This is a genomic window from Ochrobactrum sp. P6BSIII (assembly GCF_014138065.1).
Taxonomy (GTDB): domain Bacteria; phylum Pseudomonadota; class Alphaproteobacteria; order Rhizobiales; family Rhizobiaceae; genus Brucella.
This window is the reverse complement of sequence record NZ_JACGXB010000024.1, coordinates 1-17,851: the sequence shown is the minus strand read 5'-3', so window position 1 is coordinate 17,851 and position 17,851 is coordinate 1. Positions and strand designations below refer to the sequence as shown.

Here is a 17,851-nt window from a genome sequence, read left to right as displayed (position 1 = left end):
CGCGGATGAATTCGGCCTTTCACCAAACGGACTGATACAATGACAGATCGGGCCTATAGCGTGCTCTCCTTGAGCACAGACGATTTTGCACGTTCAATTTTGAGCGAGGCAACCTGGAATGTGGAGAAGGATTGATGTCCACATTCGAACGATATCTGACTGTCTGGGTAGCTCTGTGCATCGTCGCAGGCATAGCTCTGGGCCATTTCTTTCCGACAGTTTTTCATGCAATCGGATATGCTGAAGTCGCCAAGGTCAACATTCCGGTCGCCATTCTCATTTGGCTCATGATCATCCCCATGTTGCTGAAGATCGATTTCAGCGCCTTGAGACAGGTCACTGAGTACTGGCGTGGTATCGGCGTCACGCTCTTTATCAATTGGGCCGTCAAGCCATTCTCTATGGCGCTTCTCGGTTGGCTATTTATCGGCTGGTTGTTTCGCCCTTATCTGCCTGCAGACCAGATCGATTCCTACATTGCTGGACTGATCATTCTCGCAGCCGCCCCTTGCACGGCAATGGTGTTCGTCTGGTCCAACCTGACCAAGGGCGAGCCGCATTTCACGCTGTCGCAGGTCGCACTGAACGATGCGATCATGGTTGTGGCATTTGCCCCTATCGTTGGGCTGCTGCTCGGACTGTCTGCAATTACTGTCCCGTGGGCCACACTCGTTCTGTCGGTTGTCCTCTATATCGTCATTCCGGTGATTATCGCGCAAATCCTGCGCAGAAGCATTCTCGCCAGCGGTGGAGAACGAGCTTTCGATGCGATGCTCACAACGCTACAGCCATTGTCCCTGATTGCGCTTTTGGCGACACTTGTTCTGCTATTCGGGTTTCAAGGAGAGCAGATCATCGCACAGCCCATGATCATTGCGATGCTGGCCGTCCCGATCCTCATCCAGGTCTATTTCAACTCTGGCCTCGCCTATCTATTGAATCGCATTTCAGGCGAGCAACATTGCGTTGCTGGTCCGTCAGCTTTGATTGGCGCATCCAACTTCTTCGAACTGGCAGTAGCAGCCGCAATCAGCCTTTTCGGCTTCTCATCTGGCGCGGCGCTCGCAACAGTGGTTGGCGTTCTTGTTGAAGTGCCGGTCATGCTCTCGGTCGTCTGGATCGTGAACCGCTCCAAGGGCTGGTACGAACGCGGTGCCAATCAAAGGCCAGTCACCGAAACAGGAAAACTCTGATGTCAGTTACGATCTCTCACAATCCGGACTGTGGCACGTCTCGCAACACATTGGCCTTGATCCGTGCCAGCGGCGAAGAGCCTGTGGTCATTGAATATGTACAAAATCCGCCATCGCGAGAACGACTTGTCGAATTGCTTCGAGCAATGCAGATGACGCCTCGCCAAATCCTTCGCGAGACAGGCACGCCATATGCCGAACTGGGATTGTCCGATCGCAAATGGACCGATGATGAACTGGTCGACTTCATGATGGCGCATCCTATCCTGATTAATCGTCCAATCGTGGAAACGTCACTTGGCACCAGACTGTGCCGTCCGTCAGAACTGGTTCTCGATATTCTGGAAAACCCGGTGTCGACATTCACCAAAGAGGACGGAGAAGTCATCACCTATGAAAGAAAGCCCCGCTGACATGGACCTGCCGAACCTCGATCAGAATTCCTTCGCATTGCCCGACCTGGATGCACTACGCGCCGACTTTCCAAAGCATAAGCCTCGTATCCTTTTGCTCTATGGCTCACTTCGTGATTGTTCTTACAGTCGGTTCCTGACGCTGGAAGCGCAGCGCCTTCTCGATGCGATGGGCGCTGAAACGCGTGTCTTTCATGCCAATGGTCTTCCCTTGCCAGACGACGGTTTGGCAGAGCATCCGAAGGTTCAGGAATTGCGTGAGGCAATGCTTTGGTCAGAAGGGCAAGTCTGGACCAGTCCGGAGCGTCATGGAGCCATGAGCGCCGTCATGAAATCGCAGATCGACTGGATTCCGTTGCCGGGGGGAGCAATTCGTCCGACGCAGGGCCGAACTCTAGCATTGATGCAGGTATCCGGCGGATCGCAGAGCTTCAACGCCGTCAATCAGATGCGCATTCTGGGGCGCTGGATGCGAATGATCACCATTCCCAACCAGTCATCCGTCGCAAAGGCGTGGCAGGAATTCGACGACGCTGGACGGATGAAACCTTCGTCGTTCTATGATCGCGTGGTCGATGTGATGGAAGAACTGATGAAGTTTACACTTTTGACGCGTGGCGTCTCGGATCATCTCACAGACCGTTATAGCGAGCGCAAGGAAGAAGCGGCCAAACTCGAAAAGCGTGTATCGTTGAAATCAATATGAGCGCTGAACGGCTTCCCATTGCGGCCATTGCCGGTCTCGGACTGACCCAGAATATCGGTTACGGCACTTTATATTATTCCTTCAGCATTCTCGCGCCGTCCATGGCGGGGGACTTCTCCGTTTCCAACGAATGGATTTTCGGAGCGCTGTCATTTGCCCTGCTAGCCGGGGGCTTTCTGGCTCCCTGGTTGGGCAAATGGATTGATCGCTACGGCGCAGGTCGCATGATGACGATAGGCTCAATACTGGCCGCCGTCTCTCTCATACTGTGTTCGTTTTCTCCAAATGCTTTGGCGTTTGCAGGAGCGCTGACGATCATCGAAATCGCCGCAAACCTCGTCCAATATGGAGCAGCCTTTGCATTATTGGTGCAATTAGCGCCAAATGTCGCCCAGCGTAGCATCACCTATCTGACATTGATTGCAGGCTTTGCCTCGACAATTTTCTGGCCCATCACAACGACCCTTCAACATTGGCTCACCTGGCAACAGACCTATTTGCTGTTCGCTTGCCTCCATTTGTTTCTCTGTGTGCCGGTACACCTTATGCTCGCGCGTTCGATTGCCAAGAGTGATCGGAAGCGATCAACAAATGGAACAGTCACAACCGCCTCTTCAGGTGATCTGCCTGCCCATCAACGGCGCAAAGGTTTCGTACTTATTCTCGTGGCATTCTCGACGCAGGCTCTCGTTGCAGCGGCCATTCTGGTCCATATGGTGCCAATGTTGGGCGCGCTCGGTCTTGCAGGTTCTGCAGCTTTTATTGGCGCGATATTCGGACCTTCTCAGGTAGCCAGCCGCCTGATCAATATGCTCGGTGGCAAAAATCTCGCTCCGATCAGTCTGGCAGTAATCTCTGCATCCTTGATGGGGCTCGCCCTCATTGTTCTGCTATTCGGTGCTCCATCCATTGTTGCGACGATGCTGTTTGCCTGTCTTTTTGGCTTCGGAAACGGTCTCTTCAGCATTGTTTCCGGAACCTTGCCTTTGTCACTGTTCGGAAGTGACGGCTATGGTGCCATGCAGGGCAAGATCATGTCAGCCAGACTAATCGTGTCTGCGACTGCACCATTCGCGATGGCTTCCGGTATAGCGAATTTTGGTGCGAGCTGGAGTCTCTCAATTTTGGCTCTTTCTTCCGTGCTAGGTGTCGCGATGCTCACAGCGCTGAAGTTGCTTCGCTAATGTCAGCTTTCAATCAGTCGCAGTTGGCAGCGAGATGACCGCAATTGGAGCGCAAAGCGGTCAATATCCGCCGAGCCCTGAAACGGATAAACTTTTTCTAACGTGCTATCAATGAAGCTTAATTGGATGTGAGGCTAGTCATCCAACAGTCGTTGCCCCAGTGAACGTGTAGCCTACGCCGTAAACAACCATAATTGGAGCTGGCAGTTGTGCCTGGTTTTCGATCTTTCGTCGTAGGCGACTGACGACTGCGTCAAGATAACGCTTGTCAAAGTTGGATCTCTGTCCTGCCAGAGTCTCTGCAAGGCCGTCACGCTGGACGATCTCTCCACTACGATCGCACAAGGCCTTCATAAAGGCGAATTCCGTAGCCGTCAGTTTTATGATTTGTTGGTTAGGCGCAATTAGCGCCCAGCCCGCACTGTCCAGCACCCAAAGATCAACATCTTGTTTTTCGCGCTCAGCAAGACTACCGGCTCGTCGCAACAGACTGCGAATAGCAGCCTCCACTTCGCGCAAAGTACTGTCTTTCACCAGATAGATGTCCGCACCGCTGTCGAAGCCTCGCACACGGTCGTCACTATCGCCAAACGCTGTAAGCATGATGATGGAGCAAGAGTGAGACTGGCGAATTTCGGCTGCAAGTTCGAACCCATCGCCGTCCGGGAGGCCGACATCAAGAACGATAACGGCGGGAGGTTGCTCGCTCTCCAGTGCATCCCTCATCTCGCTGGCTGTCGCGGCTCCCTTCGCCGAAAATCCACTTAACACGAGAAAGTCGACCAAATCTTTGCGCAGCCTAGGTTCATCTTCGACAATCAGAATATGCGTCACCGTGCGAACTCCTTTACAGACTGAATCTGTGCTGCGGTATGTTCCAGTATTGGTAACTGTACCATCGCCACAGTTCCCCGCTCACCGCCGGGACCAATCCGAAGCTTACCTTCGTGATAGGCCAGTAATTTTTGTGCATTATATAGGCCAAGACCGGTACCTATTATCGCTTTGGTGTTGGAAGCACGAAAAAAGCGACGTCCAATTGCGCCCAGTTCTTCTGCTGGGATGCCTATGCCATTGTCACGTATCTCTATCGAGATTGATCGGCGATCCGTTTTGGCATTGATCCGGACCGGTTGGCTTTTGGGTGAGTATTTGAGAGCGTTGTCAATCAGATTGATGATTACCGTTGCCAGCATGTCCGGATCGGCATGGAAAGCAAAGTTTTCATTTTCCACCACGAAGTGAAGGCGCTCTCCACGTCCAGTCATGTCGAAATGCAACTGCACATCCCCGATAAGCGATCCTATCGTTATTGTTTCCGGCTGATAGCCATTTTCGCGGTCTTCTGCCATGAAACGGTTGATAAGTGAAAAAAGACGATTGAGAGCTTCGCCTATGCCTGCAAGCCGTTCCCGTGTTGCTTCGGGTGATTTGTCGCCAACAAGCCCGATCATCTCTGTTGCATTGCGGATCACCGCCAGTGGAGTACGGAATTCGTGGCTCACGACACGCATGAAATCCGCTTGCTCGTCGCGCAACGAACGCTCGGTTTCAAGGCTGGCATTCAACCGGACTTCTAGTCGCCGTCGCTCCTCTACTTCCTGCTGCAATGCCCTGTTCTTCTCCCGCAGATCAGATGACAAGCGAGAACTCACCATGAAGAGCAGACATGCGAAAAACGCGATTAAAAACAATGTGCCCTGCAATAAATACCATGCGTTGCGATCGGCAAGCACTGGAGGGCTTTTGAAATCGGCAGGCAAACGCAGTTCGATCACGCTCTGAACGATACTGGCCGACATGTACTCCACAAGAATGGCTATCGTGATCCAGCGAAGCAGTCGGGGTTGAGTTCGGTCGCGCGTGAGCGCCAAACACATTATCGACATCATAATGACGGTGAAGATCGTTGACGAGTGGATTCGGATCGCAACATTGCCCGGATCGACCCACACGGCTGCGCTCCACGCGGCGACCTGGAAGATCAGCAGGATGACGCCTATCAAGGTGTAGCGTGGCTGGCCGAGGAATCTTGCCAAGCCTTCTGCGAGCATGACGAGGCCGAGCTTGATCATCGTGTTGTGGAAAACGATTTCCCACCATGTTGGACTATGGCCACGCATAAGCATCATCAAAACACCGACCATAATAGCAATAAAGCCTGCGGCCAGAAACTTCAGTTCGTAAAGATGCCGCCATACTCCCCAGACGAAAATCCATGCGACAGCCTGCAAACCGGCCACAGCTACGGTGACAACCATGATTGTTTTGAGATCAAGCATTCGTGCCCGGCAGCATAGAGCCCCTCCAACTGCTTCGATAAATTAGATGAATTTTGCAGCTATGATGCGAGTAGGCAAGAATAAGATTATCTCTGCAAGAATTTATAAGAATTGGGTAGGATTGAGTAGTAGAACTGGGATTAAATAGTCTTTAATCTGCCACACAATTTCACGAGGGAAAATTTTTCCGACATATTCTTTGGGAGCCGGATGAAAACTCAAACGGCTTCGGCGACCAGTCAGGGGCCTCATTTATGCGCTCATCACGAAAAGCTAAACTGTTTTCTACAGCCTCATTCTCCAGCTTTGTGGTCGTGAGTTCGGCGGCACTCGCGGTTTCGCCTGCCTTTGCGCAGAGCGTTTGGACCGGCACAGACTCATCTGACTGGTTTGACAGCGCAAATTGGCAGGCTGGCACAGTGCCAACTAGCCAAGACAGCGTGAGCATCGACACATCTCTTCCCTATTCCGCCGCTATTAGCGGAGGTACCGCTTCAAGTCTGCTTGTCGACATTGGCGTATCGAGTGCCAGTGCGACAGGCTCGGTAAACATCTCTGGTTCCAGTTCGCGATGGGAGATTACGAACCAGCTTAATGTCGGCAATCTAGGCAGCGGTAAGCTTACTATTGAGGACGGAGCGGCAGTCAACAGCAACGAGGGAGCCCTCGGACTGTTCGAAAGTGGCGGGGGCACCGTTAAGGTCAGTGGCCTGGGATCAAGCTGGACCATGAACGGCGACCTTTATATAGGCAGGGAAGGCAGCGGTACTTTGACGATAGCGGGTAGCGGCGTGGCCTCGAGTATGCGGGGCGTTGTTGGTTACTTTGCCGGATCAACGGGTACTGTAATCGTGACCGGAGAACATTCCAGCTGGACGATTAACGACATATTGCAGGTCGGCCGAGCAGGTACGGGTGAGCTTCTCATTGCAGATGGCGGCACCATTAGGTCAGGATATGGATCGATTGGTTCTGAGATTAGGGATGCGGTGGGCACTGCGGCAGTGACAGGTAGAGGTTCGTCTTGGATCATTGACAATATGCTATATGTCGGCCGTTTCGGAACAGGTGATTTGCTTGTTGGCGAGGACGGCGTGGTTTCCTCTGGTTTTGGCACGATCGGGGAGGGTTCGAACTCTAGTGGGATTGCGGTCATTGATGGTCCGAACGCGCGATGGGAGAATGCCGGTGAATTGGTTGTGGGAGTGGGTGGTTCCGCCTTACTCATTGTGAGGAATGGCGGTGCAGTATCTGCCGATAGCATAACCTTGGCGCAGCGAGGTTGGGGTACGGGCACGCTGGCGATTGGCGCCGATGCAAGTTCCCCTGCAGACGTACCCGGTATCGTGGCGGCACCCACCATCGCCTTTGGCGACGGCAATGGCACCATTGTTTTCAATCATACAGCGAATGATTACGTGTTTGCCCCGACGATCAGCGGCAATGGAACGGTTAACACGGTCTCAGGCCGCACCAGTCTGACGGGGGCGAACACCTATACTGGCGGCACAACACTTTACGGTGGAATTCTTCAAGTCTCATCTGACACTTCTCTCGGTGATGTTTCGGGCTTCCTCACCTTCGCCGGTGGCAGGCTTGCCACAACTGAAAGCTTCGATAGCAGCCGCGCCGTGATCGTTGATACAACAGGCAGTTTCGACGTAAAATCGGGGACAACACTGAGGCTTTCCGGCGAGATTACCGGAGCGGGTGATCTGGCCAAACAGGGCAAGGGAACTCTGTTTCTTAATGGCGACAACTCGTCGTTCGGCGGCTCCACCACTGTTGAAGAAGGAAAATTGGTCATTGGCGACAGCGACCACAGCGAGGCAGCATTTGGTGGCGGGATCGTCGTCTGGACAGGCGCGGCACTTGGTGGCTATGGAACGACTGGAAACGCGACAATATTGTCAGATGGCGTGCTGTCGCCCGGCAATTCCATCGGCACGCTTACAGTCGACGGCGATCTGACGCTTAAGCCTGGCTCAGCGCTTGAAATCGAAATAGCCAGCGATGGCGCCTCCGATCGCGTCGATGTAACCGGAACAGCAACGATTTCCGGCAGCAATGTCTCGGTCACGACGATTGACCCAGAAACCAGCTACCAAAATGGCCAACTCTACCATATCCTGACGACGGATGGCGGTATCAGTGGTGAATTCGCAGGCGTTGTGTCGAACTCAGCCTTTCTCGATATGAGCCTTGTCTATGACGACACAGCGGCAGACCTCAAAATCTGCCTGAAGACAGGTTGCCCAACAACCGTCGACCCGGAAACCCCTGAGCCTGAACTGCCCTCCCCTGCCCTCTTTGCGACTGTGGCTCAGACCCGCAATCAGCTGGCAACCGCTGGCGGTCTGGATACGCTGGCGCAGACAGGTTCGTCACTGGCCTTGTACAATACCTTGTTGATGCTATCGGCCGATGAGGCGCGTGCGGCTTTCGATAGCCTTTCCGGTGAGGCTTATGCTTCCGCGAAAGGTGTACTGATCAACGACGGCCAGTTTATCCGCAATGCGGCACTCGGTCGTCTGCAGCAGGCATTTGGGGGCGCTCCAGCAACGTCGATCAATGCGCTTTCCTACGCCGGAGCGCAAAGGCATATATCGGCTTCCGCCTCTGCCATCGATGCCGTGGCTCCTGCCAGCATTGCTCCTTTTCAAAATCTCTATACCGCCTGGGGCTATGCCTATGGCGCATGGACGAGACAGGATAGCGATGGCAATGCGGGAGCGGTAAAATCATCTGTTGGCGGCTTTGTCACCGGTATTGATGGTGCGGTTCTCGATACATGGCGCCTCGGACTTCTGGCAGGCTACAGCCATTCCAGTTTCGATATGAATGATCGCGCCTCGTCAGGCAGCAGCGATAATTATACGCTCGGCGCTTATACCGGAACGGAATGGACGCTCAACAATGGCCATGCCTTGGCATTCCGGTCCGGTCTTGCCTATACATGGCATGATGTCGACATGAACCGTTCTGTCGCCTTCCCCGGCTTTGCCGATAATCTGACCGGCGATTACAATGCCGGAAGTTTCCAGCTCTTCGGCGAACTTGGCTATAACGTCCACTATGGCAAAGCCCTGTTCGAGCCTTATGCGGGTCTTGCCTATCTTCGCCTGAAGACCGACAGTTTTAATGAAACAGGCCAGACTGCAGCAGCCCTATCCGTTCATTCCGGCACGACGGATACCAGCTTCTCGACGCTCGGCCTTCGTGCATCGACAGAGTTTGCTCTGGGCAGCGTCACGGCAACGGCACGAACCGATCTCGGCTGGCGACACACCTATGGCGATATCACGCCGGTTTCCACCGCAAGCTTCATCGGCTCGGACGCCTTTACGGTCTCAGGCCTGCCAATCGCCGAAGATACAGCTCTCATCGAAGCAGGGCTTGATTTCAAGTTGACCGAAGATGCCACGCTAGGCCTCTCCTATAACGGCCAGTTCGCATCCGGCGCCAAACAGAACGGAGTCAACGCCAAACTCAGCGTTAGTTTCTAGGTACTGCTGGCGGAGGTGATTGCTGTCAATCAACATTGCCTTCTTGCATGACACCGCATGCGGTGTCATGCTGCCCAAACGCTGTATCTTATTGTTTTGGTATGGACTTTAATGGCATCGCATCATCTTAAACCGGTTGTCAGTAGCGACTTCTCATCCAAAATCGGAAGAAATAAGCTTATGCTTAGATTACCAGCCGTTCGCCAGACTTTGCAGCGACTTGGCGGAGACCCGATTGATGAACTCGCTGAAGCCTACGACGCAGCGACAAATACGCTGGAAAGCCTTAGAAAAAATCGCACAGAAAACGTTTTGCTCTTGAACGAATACCAGGCGCTGTGTGACGACATTGAACTAGACGTTCTCACATATTGCCATTCGACAAAGCGTTAAATTTACGGCCGCCCCGTTTCGTTTGAAGCTTTGGTAACATTCACCGACCGAGCGATTTTCTTAAGACAGAATGTCCGGAAAGAGGCCCTTCGCGGACCTTGAAGAACGGATAAACGGAACGACCGCTTTAAAGCAAAGCGGTCATAAGCGCCTTGATTGCCAGTTAAGATTCTGGCTCGGGAGACGCGGTGTCCTGTCGCCAACTCTCGTCACAATTCTTTCTCTGCTGATCGCAGCAACCATCGTCCTATTCAACATTTGGCACAATATATCGTGAGTGTTGCTGGCGGAGTAAATTGGGGCATCGCAATTTGCATCGATGAAGGAGCTTCAGTGGGCTTCACGCATCTTTGCCGTTTTTAACCCAGAAAATTGCCGAACTCCAACCGGAACTAACATTAGCAAGCCCACCATCGATGAGTAAATCTCCGGTGCAACTAATAGAACCGCCGCCAAGACCATCAGGATGTTCTCCCAAGGCTTTGTTCTCACCAACAAAAAGCCTGAGAGCGCAGCGCCGAGCGCGGTAATACCGATGGCGCAACCGAAAAACGCAATAAAGAAGTCAGGCCAGTTGAAATTGGATGTTACCAATAACAGGGACGGCGAGAAAACGAAGACAAATGGCACCAATACTTTGCCCAATCCGAGGCGAAACGCGGTATTGCCGGTCTTGAATGGATCGGCCCCCGCCATACCCGCAGCTGCATAGGCGGCGAGCGCCACCGGTGGTGTTATGTCGGCCAGAACGCCGTAATAGAATACAAAGAAATGCGCGACGATGGGCTCCACACCTAGAAGCCCCAGAGCAGGTGCGGCAATCGTGGCCATAATGATGTAGTTCGCGGTTGTCGGAATGCCGCACCCCATGAGGATGCAGACAATACCGGTCATTATGAGCGTAAAAAGGAGTGTGAGACTCTGCGGTCCAAACCAGCTAACTGGCAGGATCGTCCCAAAAAAGCCAGCGAGCTGGGCGGCCGTCGATGTTACTATATAGGAAATTTTGAAACCAACCCCAGTGAGCGTCACCACGCCCACTATAATGCCGACAGTAGCCGCCGCTGCACCAACGGCAAGAGCGTATTTTGCACCGTCTCGCAGACCGTCGAGTATCTCCCCCACCGTCATGCGCTTGCGGGGATTAAGCAGGCCGACCGCAATACACAAGGTTATACCCCAGAAGGCCGCGAGATAAGGCGTATAACCGGACAACAGAACACCAATCAGTACTACTAGAGGGATAACTGTCGGCCAGTCGCGCTTAAAGGCCTCCCCGAGATCTGGCAACTCCTCCTTGGTCATGCCGCGCAAACCATTGCGCTTGGCCTCGAAATGAACCTGCATCAACACGCCGAAAAAATGCATAAAGGCCGGCACAATAGCGGCCAGGATGATAGTCGTATAAGGCAAGTTGAGAAATTCGATCATCAGGAACGCAGCTGCACCCATGATCGGAGGCGTAATTTGCCCCCCCGTTGAGGATGCCGATTCCACCGCTGCCGCGAAATGCCTTTTATATCCAAGCCGGATCATTGCAGGGATGGTCAAAGAACCGACCGTGACCGTGTTGGCGACTGAAGAACCAGAGATCATACCGAACAGCGCTGAGCCAAAAATCGAGACCTTTGCAGGTCCGCCAGCAAAGCGCCCTGCCACCCAGGCTGCACAATCAAGAAACAATTGCCCCAAACCAATGCGGGTCGCGAAAACACCAAACAAGACAAAATGGAAGACATAGGTGGCAACAACACCGAGCGCGATACCATAAATGCCCTGTGTCGTTAGATAAAGATGGTCAATCAATTGGCTTACAGTCGCACCTGGATGAACCAATATGCCGGGCATGTGGCGTCCATAGATCGCGTAAAGCATGAACAGAATTGAGATAATGGGCAGCGGCCAGCCCACCGAGCGCCGTGTTGCCTCCAAAAGCACTACGACCAACAAACCTCCAAGAACAACGTCTGTGGTGGTCGGGTTGCCAACCCGGAAAGCAAGATCGTCAAGCGGTATTAAAGGGACGTGCAGTACTGCCACAACAGCGATAATCGCCAACGCCCAGTCAATGATTGAAATACCGAGGGGTCTTAGCAGCGAAGAGGTTTCGGGTTGATCATAACCCTTCCGCGAAAAGGGGAAGACGAGAAAAACCAAGCCCAGCACGAAGGAAAGATGGATGCCGCGATGCACCATTTCCGACAAAAGGCCGAAACCCGCAGTATAGTAGTGAAACAGAGATAAAACGATGAGCAGGAACCCGACGATACGAGCGGCAATCGGTGCCAGCGGGCGAAACCTTATCTCGGAATCGAACTGTTCTTCAAGCTCTCGCGCTTTGGCCTCATCCAATTCCATGGGCGAAAGTTTCGTTTCTTGTCCGTTCACCACACCAGCCCTCTTTAGCTTCACATCCATCTGGATGTCATGAAACCCACCCTTGCGCGGGCACCGGTCTGGTGCCCGCATCTCGGAGTTGTGTTTCAACGCGTCCATTCATTCCACTTGGAAAGGATAGGTTTACTTGAGAACACCCGCTTCCTTGTAGAACCGCTCCGCACCTGGGTGCAGCGGAATTCCAAGACTGGTGATTGCTGTATCAAGCTTGATAAGCTTGCCTTTTGCGTGACCGGCGTCGAGAGCCTGCCTGCTTGCATCATTGAAGAGAGTTTTTGTGATGTTGTAGACCAGTTCATCCGGCTGCTTTGCGCTCGTCACCCACTGGGCCGCAACGGCGAGCGTTTCTGTCTGTCCAACATCCTTGTAGGTATCCGCCGGCACGGTATCCTGTGAGAAGAACGTGTATTTTTCTCTGATCTTTTCAGCCTCGGGGCCAGAAATCGGAACAAGGGAAATGCCATTCGATGTAGCAAGTTCCGAGATCGCTCCCGTGGGATATCCACCAACGAAGAAATAAGCATCGAGCGCGCCATCCTTCAGACGCTCGCCCGCCGGACCTGGCTTCAAATGCTCTGCTTTCACGTCACTTTCACTCAGGCCATAGGCCTCAAGAACGATCCTAGCATCAACAATCGTACCAGAACCGGGCTCATCAATCGAAACGCGCTTCCCTTTGAGGTCGGCAACAGATTTGATCCCTGCATCTTTACGCGCTACCAGATGTATGGTTTCAGGGTAAAGCGTCGCGATCAGACGCAGATCTTCGACCTTGCCCTTGCCGTCATACAAGCCAGTGCCGGTATGAGCCCAGTAAGCAACATCCGACTGCGTAAAGCCAGACTCCAGTGAGCCAGATTGAATCGCGTTGATATTGGCGACCGATCCGTTCGATGAAACAGCGGTGGCCACCAATCCAGGGACACCTTTATCTCCGGCACCGGAAATCGCATTCGCGATCAGCCCACCGATCGGGTAATAGGTGCCTGCTGTTCCACCGGTGCCGATGCGAAAAAACGCGGGAGCTTGTGCGAAAGCGATGCCCGTTCCAACGGCAACAAAACCTGCAACAACAGCAAATGCTGCTCGACGACTGAACTTTCTCACTGTCATGTTTCTCTCCGTTCCCTCGTTAATTTTGTTCAAATTATGTCTTGGAGCATGAAAAGCTAGCCATCGCTTGTCAAGCGCTCGATCGGTTTTTGATCGCTGCTTCCGGCCTGAAAGAATTACCCATTCAGCAAAATTGAAATTTTCATCGCTTCTTCAATGTCTAATTGAAGTTTTCGTATTTATATATTTGTTTCTCATCCAAATTTTATTATAAAAAATAAATACAATACGTTATATTTATAATATCAGCGCCATTTCGGCTTCACACGCTGATTTATAAAACAGGAATCTATATTGGCGACGTCAGAATTCCAAAACAGTTTGGGATTTTAAAAAGAATGCTGTAGCGTTCAGCAAGTCTGTGGGAGGACATTTTCGAATATGGCAGGAAAGCATTCTGCATAGGCTTTTGTCTGATCGCTGAACTGATAGTCCAGCGATATCTTTCGAGGTGAGGAGGAAGCATGCAATTTTTTAATCGTAAAACTACCGTTTCTCTGGCCATGGCTCTCGGATTAGCCGTCGGTGTAACGCAAACACGAGCTGAAGAATTTGTAAATATTCTGACGGGCGGCACCAGCGGCGTCTACTATCCGCTCGGGGTCGCGATGGAAAAGATCTATTCCAGCATTCCTGATGTGCGTCCTTCGGTTCAGGCGACGAAGGCATCCATTGAGAATATCAATCTTATCAACAGCGGTCGTGGCGAAGTGGCGTTCACGCTGGGCGATTCCCTGCGTGATGCTTATGAGGGGAATGAGGCGGCTGGTTTTAAAAAGAAGCTCACTAATCTGAACACGCTTGCGGCAATCTATCCAAATTACGTTCAGATCGTCGCTTCCAAGGAATCCGGCATCAAGACGTTGGCCGATCTCAAGGGAAAACGTCTTTCCGTCGGCGCGCCAAAATCCGGAACGGAACTGAATGCGCGCACCATTCTGGAGGCTGCCGGACTTTCCTATGATGATCTCGGCAAGATCGAATATCTCCCTTTCGCAGAATCCGTCGAGCTGATGAAAAACCGCCAATTGGATGCAACCTTGCAATCTTCCGGACTTGGCGTCGCGTCGCTGCGTGACCTTGCCAACTCCGTGGACATCAACGTTGTTGAGGTTCCGGCAGACGTTATCGAGAAAATTGGTGCGCCTTATCAGGTCAACACAATCCCGGCGAATACTTATAGTGGCCAGGACAAGGACGTCGTGACGGCTTCCGTGATCAACTATCTGATCGTTCGTCCTGATATGGATGAAGAGCTGGTTTACCAGATGACCAAGGGTCTGTTTGAAAATCTCGACCAATTGGCTGCCGCCCATTCTTCTGCCAAGGCGATCAAGCTCGACAAGAGCACCATTGTGTCACCCGTCCCGATCCACCCCGGCGCACTGCGTTACTACAAGGAAAAAGGTATCGAATAGGCTGGTTTCAGCTCTTTCGTTGGTTGGCGCCCGCGTAACAATCTCGGGCGCCGGCCCCCTTTTGGCGGTTGAAGCCCGATCGTTCTCCATGGCGTCGTCTCCGAAACCGTTGTTTCTAACATGCATAAACGGATGAAGGTTTGTTCATGACGCAGAGCGAGAACAGCGCCGTGGAATCGGCCGAACATATTCCCGCCTGGGGCACAGGCACAGGCGCAAAAATCCTATTTGCCATTGCCGTGGCTTTTTCGGTTTTCCAGCTTTGGACTTCCGCCTATTCCCCATTGCCAAGTCAGGTGGTCCGCTCGGTCCATGTCGGATTTCTGCTGCTGCTTCTCTTCGGCCTTTACGCCAATGCGAGCACCACGGCTGCGAAACGGGCAGCGTTCTGGCTGGCGGCAATCCTCGCCTTCGCGCTTAGCCTTTATCATTGGGTGTTCTACGAGGACCTTGTGATCCGGGCGGGCGAACCCAATACGCCGGATATTGTAATCGGCATTCTGGTCATCGCACTCGTCTTTTGGGCGGGAAAGAAGATGATGGGCTGGACCTTGCCCCTCATCTGCGCGATATTCCTGGCATATGGTTTGTTCGGCCAATATTTGCCGCAGCCATTCAATCATCGCGGATATGATTTCGAGCAGGTGGTCGAGGTTCTGTTCCTGGGAACCGAAGGAATTTACGGCACGCCGATCTATGTCTCGTCGAGCTATATTTTTCTGTTCATCCTGTTTGGGGCTTTTCTTGAGCGTGCGGGCATGATCCAGCTCTTCAACGACATTGCGATGGGCACGGTCGGCGCATCGCGGGGTGGCCCGGCAAAAGTTTCGGTGATCTCCTCTGCCTTGATGGGAACAATCAACGGGTCCGGCGTCGCCAATGTCGTGACCACGGGCGCGTTCACCATTCCGCTTATGAAGCGGTCCGGCTTCCGCCCGGCCTTTGCCGGTGGTGTCGAGGCTGTGGCGTCAATGGGTGGCCAGATCATGCCCCCGGTCATGGGCGCGGTTGCTTTCATCATGGCCGAAACGCTGGGTCTGCCTTATGTTGAGATCGTCAAAGCGGCAATTGTGCCTGCAATTCTGTATTTTATAACTGTCTTCGTGATGGTTGATCTTGAAGCGCGGCGTCTCAAGATGAAAGGACTCAACAAAAGCGAAATGCCCAGCGCTCTTGAAGCGATCCGAAAACGTTGGTTTCTCGTTTTACCGCTGATCGCTTTGGTATGGCTGCTATTCTCCGGCTATACGCCACTTTTTGCTGGCACGGTCGGCCTTAGCCTGACCGCCCTTATCATTCTGGGCGTGCCGATTTCCGGCCCCATGTCGACGCCTTTGCGCGTGTTGTTCTGGGTTGCACTCGGCATCATGTCGGCAGCGGCTTTCGGTACGACCTTCAACATTTTCGGCTACAGTCTGCGCGGCATAACGCTTATCATAGTGCTTGTCGCGCTTCTGGTAGCGATTAACTTTCTAGTGCGAGGCGGTCGCGAAACGCTCAGCCTTTGTCTTCAAAGTCTCGCTGAAGGCGCTAAGAACGCGCTTCCCGTCGGCATCGCCTGCGCCCTTGTTGGCGTCATCATCGGCGTTCTGGCGCTTACGGGAGCCGGGTCGACTTTCGCCCGCGTGATCGTCAGCGTTGGAGAAAACTCACTGTTTTTCTCTCTGGTGCTGACAATGCTGGCGTGTCTTGTGCTTGGCATGGGCATTCCGACCATTCCAAATTACATCATCACATCGTCGATCGCGGGGCCTGCGCTTCTGCACCTTGAAGTACCACTTCTGGTGTCGCACATGTTCGTCTTCTATTTTGGCATCATGGCGGATCTCACGCCGCCGGTAGCGCTTGCTGCTTTTGCGGCAGCGCCGATTGCGCGCGAGTCCGGCATGAAGATCGGCATGCAAGCGATCCGGATCGCAGTCGCGGGATTCGCCGTGCCATTCATGGCGGTGTATGAACCGGTCATCATGCTCCAAGAGGGCGGACCGCTTTCAGAAAAATTCGGTTTCTGGCCAGCCTTTGTCTATATGTTCATCAAGGCTCTGCTTAGCATTCTGCTTTGGGGCGCCGCCGCCATCGGTCATCTAAAAACACCACTGAAAATGTGGGAACGCATATGGGCTTTTGCTGCAATTGCTCTGATGCTTGCAACATATCCCTATAGTGATGAGCTTGGCTTTGCTGCCTGCGCCGCTTTCCTGATATGGCATTTCTGGAGGTCGCGTCCTTCCGTTGTCGCGTCATCCGGTTGATGGCGGTCTGCATTGCAACGGCTGGCGGCGTCCTGAAAATCGCCACCACAAGCTTCTTGCTGTCATGGACCCACAGCGTTGAAAAAGTGCCATGGCAGGAGTCCTGGACCGTCTCATCTCAGGGGCTGGTCTTGTCGGAAGCCCGCATCAAGGGCTCCGGCGCGGGGATGGATCCGCCAGCGGATGCAGTTCTGAAAGATGGTTGGTATGTTTATCACCCGGCCATTCCTCCTAGGCAGGAAATCCTTCTTGCTGCGTCTGGCAAGACGAGTGGAGGCTGGACTTTCTGTTCGAAACAGCAATGTATGGAGCTGGGTAGCAGCGAAGAAGAACCCATCCATATACAAATCTGCAAGTAGTTCTGTTCACTGTATTTCAGCGAACGTAATGATGCGGGCAGCTGACAGCCCGGCCAGCCATCTGATTGCCAGTACAGGTTTCCTGCCCCAAATCTGCATGAGTAGCAATATCGCTCCTTACGCCTTGAAGGGTAATGAACCCGCGACCTGAGCCTTTGGTCTTTCCAAGCTATTGATAGAGTTGCACAATGAGCTGAAAGTACTCCTCAGTCCGAAGCAGCCCCGAGAATTGCAGACATTGCAATAAAGTCTGAAACAATAGATCACCACCTCATTCCGCAAAGTTGGCCAGTTAGTATCGCTCCACGCCCTGTTCACAACATCAATCAGAATAATTTTCTCCTGCTTGCCTTTGCAATCGATATTGCGGACGATGTTACCGGATACCCATCCGGGAGAACTCTTGGGAGGAAAGGCATGCAGCATTACACACTGAAATCACTTTCCCTTGCCGCTGTCGTTGCCGTTGCGAGCCATCTGCCTTCGGCTTACGCAGCATCACCTGCGCCGGCAGAAGGGCAAAACGGCATGGTGGTTACAGCCCAGCATCTTGCCTCGCAAGTCGGTATCGATGTGCTGAAGAACGGCGGCAACGCCGTCGATGCGGCGGTTGCGGTCGGCTACGCGCTGGCGGT

12 protein-coding genes and 1 pseudogene are annotated in these 17,851 nt (G+C 53.0%); 9 read left to right on the top strand and 4 right to left on the bottom strand.

Annotated elements, in window-relative coordinates; translation table 11 throughout:
• The first annotated feature begins 134 nt into the window (after positions 1–134).
• The 4 genes from arsB to arsK are packed head-to-tail and all read left to right on the top strand — an operon-like array spanning position 135 to position 3,496.
• Positions 135–1,193 carry an ACR3 family arsenite efflux transporter gene (arsB, locus tag FHW00_RS22870; protein ID WP_078340997.1) on the top strand — a complete coding sequence of 353 codons (1,059 nt, stop codon included), beginning with the start codon at positions 135–137 and terminating at the stop codon, positions 1,191–1,193.
• Positions 1,193–1,606 (top strand): arsenate reductase (glutaredoxin), encoded by a 414-nt coding sequence (gene arsC / locus FHW00_RS22865; protein WP_078340999.1) that lies wholly within the window; start codon positions 1,193–1,195, stop codon positions 1,604–1,606. The genes arsB and arsC overlap by 1 nt, the downstream gene beginning before the upstream one ends.
• Positions 1,587–2,312, top strand: a complete 726-nt coding sequence (gene arsH, locus FHW00_RS22860) for an arsenical resistance protein ArsH (RefSeq protein WP_078341000.1) — start codon at positions 1,587–1,589, stop codon at positions 2,310–2,312. The genes arsC and arsH overlap by 20 nt, the downstream gene beginning before the upstream one ends.
• Positions 2,309–3,496 carry an arsenite efflux MFS transporter ArsK gene (gene arsK, locus FHW00_RS22855; RefSeq protein WP_078341001.1) on the top strand — a complete coding sequence of 396 codons (1,188 nt, stop codon included), beginning with the start codon at positions 2,309–2,311 and terminating at the stop codon, positions 3,494–3,496. The genes arsH and arsK overlap by 4 nt, the downstream gene beginning before the upstream one ends.
• A 138-nt stretch (positions 3,497–3,634) precedes the next feature.
• Here arsK and FHW00_RS22850 read toward each other — a convergent pair whose 3' ends face one another.
• Both FHW00_RS22850 and FHW00_RS22845 read right to left on the bottom strand, forming a co-directional pair.
• Positions 3,635–4,330 carry a response regulator transcription factor gene (locus FHW00_RS22850; protein ID WP_078341002.1) on the bottom strand — a complete coding sequence of 232 codons (696 nt, stop codon included), beginning with the start codon at positions 4,328–4,330 and terminating at the stop codon, positions 3,635–3,637.
• On the bottom strand, positions 4,327–5,778 hold the full coding sequence (locus FHW00_RS22845; RefSeq protein WP_078341003.1) for a sensor histidine kinase: 1,452 nt from the start codon (positions 5,776–5,778) through the stop codon (positions 4,327–4,329). Before FHW00_RS22845 ends, FHW00_RS22850 begins: the two co-directional genes overlap by 4 nt.
• Positions 5,779–6,197: 419 nt before the next feature.
• Here FHW00_RS22845 and FHW00_RS22840 point away from each other — a divergent pair, with 419 nt between their 5' ends.
• A complete protein-coding gene (locus FHW00_RS22840) occupies positions 6,198–9,284 on the top strand; it encodes an autotransporter domain-containing protein (RefSeq protein WP_176168377.1) in 3,087 nt (1,028 codons plus the stop codon).
• Between the two features lie 723 nt (positions 9,285–10,007).
• On the opposite strand, the gene FHW00_RS22835 is transcribed toward FHW00_RS22840, so the two are convergent.
• Positions 10,008–12,095, bottom strand: coding sequence for a TRAP transporter permease (locus tag FHW00_RS22835; protein ID WP_078341013.1), 2,088 nt, complete (start codon positions 12,093–12,095; stop codon positions 10,008–10,010).
• Between the two features lie 102 nt (positions 12,096–12,197).
• Positions 12,198–13,187, bottom strand: coding sequence for a TAXI family TRAP transporter solute-binding subunit (locus tag FHW00_RS22830; protein ID WP_078341006.1), 990 nt, complete (start codon positions 13,185–13,187; stop codon positions 12,198–12,200).
• Between the two features lie 464 nt (positions 13,188–13,651).
• Between FHW00_RS22830 and FHW00_RS22825 the strand changes: the two genes are divergently transcribed.
• From FHW00_RS22825 to ggt, 4 genes and pseudogenes are all read left to right on the top strand, one after another.
• Positions 13,652–14,605 carry a TAXI family TRAP transporter solute-binding subunit gene (locus FHW00_RS22825; RefSeq protein ID WP_078341007.1) on the top strand — a complete coding sequence of 318 codons (954 nt, stop codon included), beginning with the start codon at positions 13,652–13,654 and terminating at the stop codon, positions 14,603–14,605.
• Positions 14,606–14,751: 146 nt separating this feature from the next.
• The gene (locus FHW00_RS22820) at positions 14,752–16,857 is read left to right on the top strand and encodes a TRAP transporter permease (RefSeq protein WP_078341009.1); all 2,106 of its coding nucleotides are present in this window, start codon (positions 14,752–14,754) and stop codon (positions 16,855–16,857) included.
• Positions 16,857–17,216, top strand: coding sequence for a DUF1850 domain-containing protein (locus FHW00_RS22815; protein ID WP_078341010.1), 360 nt, complete (start codon positions 16,857–16,859; stop codon positions 17,214–17,216). Before FHW00_RS22820 ends, FHW00_RS22815 begins: the two co-directional genes overlap by 1 nt.
• A 417-nt stretch (positions 17,217–17,633) precedes the next feature.
• Positions 17,634–17,851 (top strand): annotated as a pseudogene (gene ggt, locus FHW00_RS22810) (gamma-glutamyltransferase); the annotation flags it as partial.